This window comes from Deltaproteobacteria bacterium, assembly GCA_026388545.1.
Classification (GTDB): Bacteria; Desulfobacterota; Syntrophia; order Syntrophales; family UBA2185; genus JAPLJS01.
The window spans coordinates 18,856-30,029 of the sequence record JAPLJS010000015.1; the positions used below are offsets into that span (position 1 = coordinate 18,856).

Here is an 11,174-nt window from a genome sequence, read left to right on the forward strand (position 1 = left end):
GTATGGTGTGGGACAGTACGATCCGGGAAAGGCTGGGAGATATTGTTTCCGGCAAGATACTCTTTGATGAACCTATGTCGCGCCATACGTCAATCGGTGTTGGCGGAACGGCCGATGCATTGGTTTTCCCGGGAAGCAATGAAGAGCTAAGCCGGGTTATCACCTGTCTTAGGCACTTTCAAATACCCTTCATCCCTGTCGGTAACGGAACAAATTTAATAGTGAAGGATGGCGGTTATAGGGGTACGGTAATTTCCATGAAAGGTCTCAATAATACTCTGACGGAAACAGGCGCTCGTCACACATCAATCTATGCGGGAGCGGGCGTTACCCTTTCCGAAATAGTAGCTCTTTCTGCGGAAGAATCTCTTACAGGCATGGAATTTTGCGCTGGCATCCCCGGAAGCGTGGGAGGGGCAGTCAAAATGAATGCCGGCGCTTATGGTAACGAAATTCAGGATGTCGTTGAAACGATTGAATTGATGAACAATAGCGGAGAAATCCGGAAAGTCAAAAAGGATACACTCACATTTGAATATAGAAATCTCGATCTGCCGGAAGGTACGATTATTATCGGTACATCGTTTCTCCTGACAAGGGGGATGAAGGAACAAATTAAGGGGAGGATTACCGAAATTCTCGGAACACGGAAAAATAAGCACCCTCTTGAATATCGTAACGCCGGCTCCATATTCAAAAACCCTAAGGGAAGTATTCCGGCAGGCCGGATCATCGATGAAATAGGCCTTAAAGGTATTCAGATAGGCAACGCAAAAATCTCAGAAAAACACGGAAATTTCATTGTTAACTTAGGAAATGCAAAAGCAAGTGACATCATCGGCCTGATCGACATGGTTAAGAATAAAGTTAAAGAAATACGTGGCATTATCTTGGAAACAGAGGTTAAGGTCATTGGGGAAGATGGATGAAAAATCCCTTTAAATCAAAATTTGAAACGAAAAAATACAAGTTTAAAAGGCGTTCAAAGCATATATTGCACGAGCTATCGCGTACGGCCCTGCTCTTATGTGTAATTTTTGCAATTACCGTCGTAATGATCTATGGGTATAATTTTACGATAACTTCCCCTTATTTTCAGATCAAAGAGACGATTGTCCGTGGTTGCAAGGAACTCACAGAAAAAGAAATCCTCTCCCTCGCAGGAATTAAACCATCTCTAAGTCTCCTGGCAATTAATCTGGATACAATCGCCCGCAGGATCGAAGCAAATCCATGGATCAAAGAAGTTTCCATAGGGAGAGAATTTCCCAACCGGTTGATAATAGAAGTACAGGAAAGAACGGCCGTTGCCTTAGTGAAACGCGATAACAGCTTTAGCCTGTTGGATGTCGATGGGGTTGTCTTTAAAAAACTCGAAAACAGTGACGAAGTCGATATTCCTGTGCTGAACGTAAGCCATTCTGAGGACAGCGATTCTGAGCTTTTTACAAAATCCCTCGATCTTTTACGATACCTTTCAACTTCAAAAGAGTTTCCAACCATAAGGAACATTTCGGAAATTCATGGTCACGATGTATTCGGACTTTCTCTTTTCACTGATAGGGGCCTGTGCATCCGGCTTGGTTTTGACAGCTATGAAAATAAATTGAAACGACTAACCACTGTTATGGCTGATCTGGAAAGGAGGAATATGAAATTAGGATTTCTCCTCATCGATCTTAACGATCCCGCTAAAATCACTGTTCAGAAAAAAGATGTATTAGGCCCCATACTACCAACAGGATCAAAGAAGGGATATAGAACATGACACGCATCAGCAATGCTCTGTCTCCAGCAATCAGAAGAAACTACAGTCCATTGAGTGACAGTTACGGTCCATTATGATGAAGAAAGGTGAGTTAAGGATGGTCAAAAAAGGACATGTAATTGTCGGCCTGGATTTAGGCACCACAAAAACGTGTGCCATAGTAGCTGAAATAACAGATACAGGCATCGACATTATCGGCATAGGCTCTCATCCCTCGGAAGGTTTAAGAAAAGGCGTCGTGGTTAATATTGAAAGTACGGTAGACGCGATTAAAAAGGCCGTTGAAGAAGCTGAACATATGTCCGGCTGCGAAATCAGCTCTGTACATGTAGGTATTGCCGGTGGACACATAAAAGGACAGAACAGTCTCGGTATCGTGGCCGTTAAGGGTCGCGAGGTTGATGAGGACGATGTCCAGAGGGCAATTGAAGCATCAAAAGCCATCGCAATTCCTCTGGACAGGGAAATTTTGCACACCCTGCCCCAAAATTATGTCGTTGATGATCAAAACGGCATCAGAGACCCCATCGGTATGTCCGGCGTCCGTCTTGAGGCAAAGGTACATATCGTTACCGGTTCTGTTACATCCGTGCAGAACATTATTAAATCGGTCAACCGCGTTGGACTGGAAATAGATGACATTGTTCTGGAACAGCTGGCATCAAGCGAAGCGATCCTCAGCGCCGATGAAAAGGACTTAGGGGTTGTCCTCTTGGATATTGGCGGCGGAACTACGGATATCGCGGTTTTTTCTGAGGGAAGTATAAAGCATACCGCTGTATTGCCGGTGGGAGGCAACTACATCACAAGCGATATCGCAACCGGGTTGAGGACGCCTATTACGGAAGCGGAAAAAATCAAAATAAAGTACGGGTGTACCTATACTCCTATGATACCGAAGGATGAAATCATAGAGGTCCCCAGTGTTGGTGGTCGGGAGCCGAGAGAAGTTACCCGTCAGATTCTCGGGAGAATCATTGAGCCCCGAACCGAAGAAATCCTGAATATGGCGTACAAAGAAATTATCAAATCGGGTTACGAAGACATCCTTGCTGCCGGCGTTGTTTTAACAGGAGGAACTTCAATCATGGAGGGAATCACGGACCTTGCCGAGCATGTTTTTAATATGCCCGTAAGACGGGGTTATCCGACAGGGGTAGGAGGGTTGACGGATGTAGTAAACTCTCCAATGTATGCAACCGGTGTGGGACTTGTCATTTATGGAAGTAAAAATTTATCCAAAGATGCGCTACTAAAAAGATCTGAAATAAATATAGTCAGTAAAACAATACATAATATAAAAAAATGGTTTTTAGAATTCTTTTAGAATGGGAGGGAGGGTTATGTTTCAATTAGCGGAGCCAAATATTATGAATTCGGCAAAGATTAAAGTGATCGGCATAGGTGGAGCGGGAGGCAATGCCGTAAATACCATGATTTCGTGCAATCTCAAGGGTGTCGATTTCATCGCGGCAAATACCGACTCTCAGGCATTGGGGGCATCGCATTCGCCTATCAAGATTCAGATCGGCGCCGAAGTTACGAAAGGACTCGGAGCCGGATCGGATCCTGACGTAGGAAAAAGGTCGGCCATTGAAACAAAAGATGCATTGAGAGATACACTTGCAGGGGCGGATATGGTCTTTATAACCGCCGGCCTTGGCGGCGGCACGGGAACCGGTGGCGCGCCCATCGTGGCGGAAATAGCCAAAGAACTGCAAATCCTCACCGTTGCCGTCGTTACAAAACCCTTCCTCTTTGAAGGCAAGAAAAGGAATATGCAGGCGGAAGAAGGCATTGAAGAATTGAGAAAGATTGTGGATACCCTCATCGTTGTTCCCAATCAACGACTTCTCAGCCTGGGCGGGAAAAACCTTTCGCTTCTGGAAGCCTTCAAGAAGGCAGATGATATTTTGTACCATGCCGTAAAAGGAATTTCTGATCTTATTATGGTTCCCGGTTTGATCAACCTCGACTTCGCAGATGTAAAAAACATCATGTCTGAGATGGGAATGGCACTCATGGGAACCGGAATTTCGAGCGGTGAAAACAGGGCGATAGAAGCCGCACAGAGGGCAATATCTTCTCCTCTGCTTGAGGACAATACCATCCAGGGCGCGCATGGCATCCTTCTGAATATCACAGGGGGGCCTGATATGACCCTTTTTGAAATCAACGAGGCATCGTCCTTGATCCAGTCAGAAGCCCATGAGGATGCGAACATAATCTTCGGAACCGTCTGTCAATGTGGTCAAGATGGGAATGGTTGACGATATAGATCATATGGATCTTGAAATACCTACATTTTTGAGAAGACAGGCGGATTAGCCGAAGGCAGGCGGTATTTGAATGTGTTTAGGATTTAGAAATTAGGATTTAGGATTCGATGTCCTGGAAGCTTAGAAAAAAATACAATGATCTCTTAGCCAATGAAGAAGGATATCAGAAAAAGATATGGGGAGAACTCCTGACGGTTTGTCTTACCTACCCGAATTATTATCGGACAGGGATGTCCAACCTTGGGTTCCATACCATTTATTCATTAATAAATCATCAATCATCGTTTCTTTGTGAAAGGGCCTTCCTTCCCGACCCCGAGGATGAAGCTGTATTCACTCTGGGATCAATCCCTCTCTTCAGCCTTGAGTCGCAAACGCCCCTCACCGACTTCGACATCATTGCTTTCTCTGTACCCTTTGAAAACGACTACCCCAACATCTTGAAAATGCTAAATATAGCGGGAATAGCCCTCTCTGCCGGAGAGAGAAGAGAAACGGAACCTATAATCATCGGAGGCGGTGTTTCCTTTACCTTAAATCCGGAACCGATGGCAGATTTTTTCGACCTTTTTTTACTGGGAGAAGGAGAAGAGGTGATACCGGAATTTCTCAATATCTTCGAGAATTCCCTCCACCTTGGTCTTAACCGGGAAGAACTCCTTTATCGTATCCAGCAAGAGATTGAGGGAGCTTATGTCCCAAAGTATTACATAGTAACCTATAAGGCAAATCATCTCATAGAAAAAATTGAGCCTGCAAATGCCTCATTGCCTGAAAAGATAAGGAAAAGATGGATCACCGACATCAACACCTTCACTACGGATCAATGCATCTCTCCCCCGGTTGCAGAATTCAAGGAACTTTTTTTAACCGAAGTAAGTCGCGAACCATCATTTATCCGGGGAATCAGTGGGCAAAAAAAAATCGGACTTCTCGGCACAGCGGTTTCCGATCATCCGGATATACTTTCCCTTTGCCGATACATTATGAATAATAAAAGCAAAGTGGCTATCGGCTCATTCAGATTGGACCGACTTGACAGCAAATTAGTTTCTTTACTCCAGGAATCGCACGTCGAGACCGTGTCTCTGGCGCCGGAGGCAGGCAGTCAACGGTTAAGAAACGTCATCCACAAAGGCATAACAGATGAGCACATTTTCAACGCTGTTGAATTGCTCATCGAACATGGTATCGTCAATATCAGGCTTTATTTTATGGTCGGCCTGCCGACCGAAACAGAAGAAGACATTGAGGCCATCATTGATACGATCAAAAAGATAAAACATCATACCATGAAATGCTCAGCAGGAAAAAGAAGCTTCAGACGTATTACCCTTAGTATTAATCAATTTATCCCTAAACCCGTTACACCCTTTCAATGGCATCCTCTGGAAGATATAAATGTCATAAGAAAAAAGATAAGAAAGATAGAGAGCGCTCTGCGCAAGGAATCATCGGTAAAAATAATTCACGACCTTCCAAAATGGAACTACATACAGGCCCTTTTTTCCCTTGGAGACAGGCAGGTCGGCAAAATTCTGCTTTCGGCTTATAAAAACAACGGCAACTGGCCGAAGTCATTTAAGGAAGTCAACGTTAATCCGGATTTCTATGTTTATCGTCACAAGAGTACAGAAGAAATATTGCCATGGGACTTTATTGATCACGGAATCAGCAAACAGTATCTCTTCGCTGAATATATGAAAGCAATGGAACATAGTAATAAGCACAACCATTTGTAATCGCGCCGTACTATTAGAAGTTTTCCATACGTCTCAACTGGTTTCGGGTTCTCCGTTCCCATTTTGTCGGCCTGGTAGCGTTACGGTTGCGGACTACGGCTATTTTTTTGGAGGGGCTTTATGAAAAAAAAGTTTTTATATTTCATTTGTAGTATTTGCTTTTTCTACACTGCATACTCGTTTGCAGACGTCAAGGCTTCAGACTGGGTGGAAAAAGGTGTGGCATTAGTGATAGAGGGCAAGCATAACGAAGCAATAGAAGCCTTCAACAAAGCCATTGAGCGAAATCCCAAAGATGCAGTGGCTTACAATAACAGGGGAGCCGCCTACGGGCAGACGGGAAATTACAAACAACAGATTGAAGACTGCAATAAAGCCATTGAGTTAAATCCTAAAGATGCCGTGGCCTATAATAATCGGGGAGTTGCCTATGGGGAACTCGGCAATTACGAACAGGAAATTGAGGATTGCAGCAAAGCCATCGAACTTAATCCCAAACTGGCCGTCGCTTATTACCACCGCGGAATCGCATATCAGAAATTGGGCAACCGTAAGCAAGCAACCAAGGATAAAAACAAAGCTTATGCGCTGAATCCAAAAAGAACATGGAATAAGGTAGAAATAGTGTCATCTGAGCCAATTGGGCCATCGACGAATGATACCAAAATTAAAGTAATAGGAAATCGGGACAGTAAGCGCTATCATCTTCCAGGAATGATATACTACGACAAAGTTCAGGCCTATCACCTCGTGACATTCAATTCGGAAGGAGAAGCCATAAAGGCCGGTTATCACAAGGCCCGTCAGTGAACTTCGCTAAGATTGACAGGCAATACTATTTTTCCTATACTCACTGTAATATTACCGTATTATTGATCATTCCGATGAAAACCTTCAAAATCGCAACCTACAACGTAAATTCAATTAGATCCCGCCTCCACATTGTTATCCCGTGGCTTAAGGAAAATCGACCGGATGTCTTTTGCATGCAAGAAACGAAGGTTGACGATGGGAAATTCCCGGTTGGTCAGTTTGAAGATTTAGGCTATCATATAATATTTAAGGGGGGAAAACAATATAATGGTGTAGCGATGGCATCCCTGGAAAGACCGCAAGAAGTCTCTTTCGGTCTTGATGATGGCGGCACTCCCGATAAAGACCGTCTGATCAGGGGCGTGTTTTCGGGAATACCTGTAGTAAACACCTATGTCCCTCAAGGACGTGACCGGGAAAGTCCGCAGTTTGCATATAAGCTCCAATGGTTTAAACGTCTCAGAGACTTTCTGAAAAAATCCTATTCGTCCCATACGCCGTTGATATGGTGCGGCGATCTCAACGTGGCACCGGAAGCCATAGACGTACATGATCCTAAAAGGCTCCTTGGCCATGTCTGTTTCACACCGGAGGTTTGGGAGGCATTTGATCTCGTTAAGTCATGGGGATTCATTGATCTTTTCAGAAAATCCCACCCCGGCGAAGCGGGTCATTATACATTCTTTGACTACCGTGTACCGAAATCAATCGAGAGGGGCTTGGGTTGGAGAGTAGACCACATCCTCGCCACAGAGCCTTTAGCCGCAAAATCGACAAACTGTACCATTGACATGAATCCGAGAGTTGCCGAAAAACCATCCGATCATACAGTCCTCATTGCCGAATTCGAGCTATGACAAAGGAGAGTAAATGCATGAAAGAAAAGGTTGACATCCTGAAAACAAATGAAGAAATTTCCCTAAAATTCGGCAAGATTGAGGAAAATCTCGCCTCTTTCCTCAATGTGAAAGACCTTTTTGAAAAACTAATCATTCAGATCCAAGAGGAATTCAGAATTCCGTTTGTATGGATTTCAATTATCAGCGAACCCTATTTGGCCGACGTGATTCAGGTATTAAAATCCTCCCGAATTCTTAAGGAACGTTTAAACATCATAGACCGGGCAGCATTCTTACAATGCATCGCTAACAGCACAAAGCCGATACTCGCCAATAATTATATGAAACCCTTTTACAAACTACTGCCGCGTAATAAGAAATATTTTGTCAAATCCCTCGCCATTGCCCCGATAACCCTTAACAGTGAGATTATCGGCAGTATAAATCATGGCGATTTCTCCAACCTTCGCTACCAGCCGGGTATGGATACCAGCCTGCTTGAAAAACTTGCCTCGAATATCTCCGCTCGCCTGTCAAATATCATGATAGCACCACAGCAAGAGACGGAATAAGTAAAACTGATTGATTATACTTTATTATTCAATACCTTCTTTCAATACCGGGGAAATGACATAATCCATGAAATCCTCTATTTCATCAGCATCATCCATCAACAATACGCGCCTTAAGACCTCCTTTGCATCGTCCTGCTCTATCTTCCTGATCATATGCTTTATCATCGGCACTGATGGTGCATTCATACTCAACTGACCGATACCCATTCCTATGTAGAGATAGGCGCATTTCGGATTTGCCGCTGCTTCACCGCAAATAACCACAGGCTTATTCTTTTCCTTACAAACCGAAACAATGTTTAAAATGGTGGAAATCACGGCGGGATGGAGAGGGTTATATATCGGCGCCACTTTTTGATTATTTCTATCCACAGCAAGAACAAACTGGACCAGATCGTTGGTTCCCACACTGACGAAATCGACATATCGAAGCAGCTTTTCTAAAATTACGGCGGCTGCCGGCACTTCAAGAAGGAGACCCGCTTTGATTGCATCATCAAACGGAACGTTTCTTTCTCGCAGACGCTCCTTTTCCTCGTTTAAAATCGACAGAGTATCTTTTATTTCTCTGACTGAGGAAATCATGGGAAACAGTATCCTTAAAGAGCCGAAGGCTGATGCCTTCAAAATGGCCCGTATCTGTTCCCTGAAAACATCTCTCAGTTCAAGTGACACCCTGATGGATCTCCAGCCTAAATAGGGATTATCCTCCCTGGGATAGTCCAGGTAAGACAGAAATTTGTCACCACCCACATCAAGGGTACGAATGGTGACCGCTTTCCCCTTGGCCGCCTCAAGTACCCGACGGTAAATGTCCACCTGCTCATCTTCAGAGGGAAAACGTTCTCTCACCAGAAAGGGAAATTCTGTCCTGTAAAGACCGATATGGTCCGCCCCGTATTTTTCAACAAGTTCAAAATCTGATAAAAGACCGATGTTTGCACCGAGCTTGACTTCAAATCCATCCAGTGTTTGAGGCTTTAACTGCCTAAGGGTTTCAAGTCTTTCACCCTGTTGTGATTTTTCATCTTCTAGTCGCTGATATTCCCGGATGATGATTTCTGAGGGTTTGTGAAAGATAAGACCCGATGTACCATCGACAATCAATACATCGTTCTCCCGAATCTCTCTGAGCATCACCCTGGAAATAATGACCATAGGTATTTCAAAGGACTTTGCGAGTATCGCCACATGGGATGTCTCACCACCTTTTGACAGGATGATACCTTTAAGGTTCTCTTGCCGGAGCATGATGAGTTCACCGGGAGATATGCTGGAAGCAATTATGATAGTTTTTTTTATAAATCTCCCGGGTTCATCATCTTCAAGGCCAAGGAGATTTTTTAATATACGTCTCCCTACGTTTTCTATATCAAAACCCCTTTCCCGTAGATAGGGATCCTCCATCTTGGAAAACACCCTCACATAGTCCAAAATGACCTCTTTTAAGGCATATTCGGCTGCATATTTCTGCTGTTTAATATAAGCAGTGACTTTGTTTTTCAAGCCAACGTCACGGAAATACATCAGATATGTATGGAAAATATTTTTATCTCCTTGAGATAGTTCAGATTTCACGTCAGTGTTCAGTCTCTCGATCTGTGCATCGGACCGTTTTAGGGCATGATCAAACCTGCTGAGCTCATGATCCACATCATCGGCTTCATGAAAATAAATGTCAGAAAATCCGATCGACTCCCGAAGGTAATGGGCATGTCCCTCCCCGAATCCGGCAGATACTGGAATCCCTTTTAAGAGATCCTTCTTCACTACGGGCAATGCCCTTCCCCTTTGTAAGGCTGAAAACCTCTCCGCTCCCCCATCAGTTTTCTCAAGCGGTTTTTTCAGATCTTTCAATAGATTTACATAAGCCGCCTCTCCCGCTATTTGAGAGGCAATCATTGAAAATATGCGAATGTCCGAATCATTTATAGCCGTTTCCTCCACTGTTTGAATAACTAAAACTCCGAGGGTTTCACCATGGTATACAAGGGGAAGACCTAAAAAACTATGATACTTTTCTTCGCCGCTGCCTTCGAAATACTTGTATCGTGGATGACGTGCAGGATTTTTAACAAAAACGGGCTTCATCTCTTCGATGACGAGACCCGTCAAGCCCTCATTGAGGCTCATATATATTTTGCCGACTGATCCTTCGCTTAAACCGAACGTTGCCGCCAGCGACAGGCAATTTCTCTCTCCATCGAATATGTAAATAGAACAGACATCAACATAAAATCTGTCGGCAATAAGTTTGGCAATCTCGTAAAGTGTCTCTGCCGGACCGCTTGAATTAGTGATGCTCCTCCCCACATCTTCGATGATCGATATGCCTCTTTCTTTAAATGCCTGTATCCTCATGCCTCAGACGTCCTTTTATATTGTTTGCCATTATTTCGCTCAGATCTTCAAAAATATCATGTATTCGGGTATTTAACAATTTTTTCGACGGACCCTGCCACCGTTATTAAAGTCCCCTGCCTAGAGGGCGGGGCCATCGGGATACGTTTACCGTTACGATTATTCAACACCTTGCCCGTAGCACTCCGCCTGTAGATTCTAAGTGACTGATCTGATACCCTTAATCATATTTCACAGACACTTTGTTTCAGGATTAAAGCAGAGACTGTGGAGGGAGCTTCATAATGATGTTTGTTGTCACAATTCAGGAATTACCCTTAAAATACATAATGATCGTATTATAGAGCATAAAATCGTCTCTATCCAATGGAAATCTTTCATTTAAATTGCCTTCAAAGAATTTCTTGTGAGCAGATAAAATTGAAGCTTCAAGAAATCCCTCCTTTTCTTCTTTCTGCACTATCGTGTTGTTTACTTCTCGCATCATGACGGCCCTCCTGTATCTGTGCATCTAATTATTATTTGGTTAGGGAGAAGGAACCACGACAACAATCAAATATCCGTTTTCCTTACAAAGTACATTGTATGATGTATTATAAGTCGATTGAGCTCTCGAATCAATACGAATAGATTATATAAAGAATATAGGGCAAAACCCAATACTGTTCGGCCCCTAATTTGCTTGGATTGAGGGATCATATCGGAAGGTGCGGGAAAAGGCAACAGTACCAGGAAGTGTTGGCTACGCGGGGTGGCAGCGGGTTTTGGTCAAGGTTACTGACGGTAAAAGGGGTGTA

General features: G+C 43.8%; 9 protein-coding genes and 1 pseudogene. 8 read left to right on the forward strand and 2 right to left on the reverse strand.

What is annotated here, in order from left to right; genetic code table 11:
- Window positions 1–2 precede the first annotated feature (2 nt).
- The 8 genes and pseudogenes from murB to NTW12_01030 all read left to right on the forward strand — a co-directional run bounded on the left by murB (window position 3) and on the right by NTW12_01030 (window position 8,013).
- The gene (murB, locus tag NTW12_00995) at window positions 3–929 is read left to right on the forward strand and encodes a UDP-N-acetylmuramate dehydrogenase (GenBank protein ID MCX5844930.1); all 927 of its coding nucleotides are present in this window, start codon (window positions 3–5) and stop codon (window positions 927–929) included.
- The gene (locus tag NTW12_01000) at window positions 926–1,768 is read left to right on the forward strand and encodes an FtsQ-type POTRA domain-containing protein (GenBank protein MCX5844931.1); all 843 of its coding nucleotides are present in this window, start codon (window positions 926–928) and stop codon (window positions 1,766–1,768) included. Before murB ends, NTW12_01000 begins: the two co-directional genes overlap by 4 nt.
- Window positions 1,769–1,865: 97 nt before the next feature.
- Window positions 1,866–3,095, forward strand: coding sequence for a cell division protein FtsA (gene ftsA / locus NTW12_01005; protein ID MCX5844932.1), 1,230 nt, complete (start codon window positions 1,866–1,868; stop codon window positions 3,093–3,095).
- A gap of 16 nt (window positions 3,096–3,111) precedes the next feature.
- Window positions 3,112–4,008: pseudogene (gene ftsZ, locus NTW12_01010) on the forward strand (cell division protein FtsZ).
- 146 nt (window positions 4,009–4,154) lie between these two features.
- On the forward strand, window positions 4,155–5,789 hold the full coding sequence (locus tag NTW12_01015; protein ID MCX5844933.1) for a radical SAM protein: 1,635 nt from the start codon (window positions 4,155–4,157) through the stop codon (window positions 5,787–5,789).
- Between the two features lie 120 nt (window positions 5,790–5,909).
- Window positions 5,910–6,599: a tetratricopeptide repeat protein gene (locus tag NTW12_01020; protein ID MCX5844934.1), complete on the forward strand. Its 690-nt coding sequence runs from the start codon at window positions 5,910–5,912 to the stop codon at window positions 6,597–6,599.
- A gap of 74 nt (window positions 6,600–6,673) precedes the next feature.
- The gene (gene xth, locus NTW12_01025) at window positions 6,674–7,459 is read left to right on the forward strand and encodes an exodeoxyribonuclease III (protein ID MCX5844935.1); all 786 of its coding nucleotides are present in this window, start codon (window positions 6,674–6,676) and stop codon (window positions 7,457–7,459) included.
- A 17-nt stretch (window positions 7,460–7,476) separates the two neighbouring features.
- Window positions 7,477–8,013: a GAF domain-containing protein gene (locus NTW12_01030; protein ID MCX5844936.1), complete on the forward strand. Its 537-nt coding sequence runs from the start codon at window positions 7,477–7,479 to the stop codon at window positions 8,011–8,013.
- 24 nt (window positions 8,014–8,037) lie between these two features.
- Here NTW12_01030 and ptsP read toward each other — a convergent pair whose 3' ends face one another.
- Together ptsP and NTW12_01040 are read right to left on the reverse strand one after the other, a co-directional pair.
- Window positions 8,038–10,377 (reverse strand): phosphoenolpyruvate--protein phosphotransferase, encoded by a 2,340-nt coding sequence (gene ptsP / locus NTW12_01035; protein ID MCX5844937.1) that lies wholly within the window; start codon window positions 10,375–10,377, stop codon window positions 8,038–8,040.
- Between the two features lie 304 nt (window positions 10,378–10,681).
- Window positions 10,682–10,864 (reverse strand): hypothetical protein, encoded by a 183-nt coding sequence (locus tag NTW12_01040; protein MCX5844938.1) that lies wholly within the window; start codon window positions 10,862–10,864, stop codon window positions 10,682–10,684.
- Window positions 10,865–11,174 lie beyond the last annotated feature (310 nt).

Bases quoted from the DNA above. Each gene is read 5' to 3' on its own strand.
- murB (MCX5844930.1), top strand. From the start codon at position 3: ATGGTGTGGGACAGTACGATCCGGGAAAGGCTGGGAGATATTGTTTCC.
- NTW12_01000 (MCX5844931.1), top strand. From the start codon at position 926: ATGAAAAATCCCTTTAAATCAAAATTTGAAACGAAAAAATACAAGTTT.
- ftsA (MCX5844932.1), top strand. From the start codon at position 1,866: ATGGTCAAAAAAGGACATGTAATTGTCGGCCTGGATTTAGGCACCACA.
- NTW12_01015 (MCX5844933.1), top strand. From the start codon at position 4,155: ATGTCCTGGAAGCTTAGAAAAAAATACAATGATCTCTTAGCCAATGAA.
- NTW12_01020 (MCX5844934.1), top strand. From the start codon at position 5,910: ATGAAAAAAAAGTTTTTATATTTCATTTGTAGTATTTGCTTTTTCTAC.
- xth (MCX5844935.1), top strand. From the start codon at position 6,674: ATGAAAACCTTCAAAATCGCAACCTACAACGTAAATTCAATTAGATCC.
- NTW12_01030 (MCX5844936.1), top strand. From the start codon at position 7,477: ATGAAAGAAAAGGTTGACATCCTGAAAACAAATGAAGAAATTTCCCTA.
- ptsP (MCX5844937.1), bottom strand. From the start codon at position 10,377: ATGAGGATACAGGCATTTAAAGAAAGAGGCATATCGATCATCGAAGAT.
- NTW12_01040 (MCX5844938.1), bottom strand. From the start codon at position 10,864: ATGATGCGAGAAGTAAACAACACGATAGTGCAGAAAGAAGAAAAGGAG.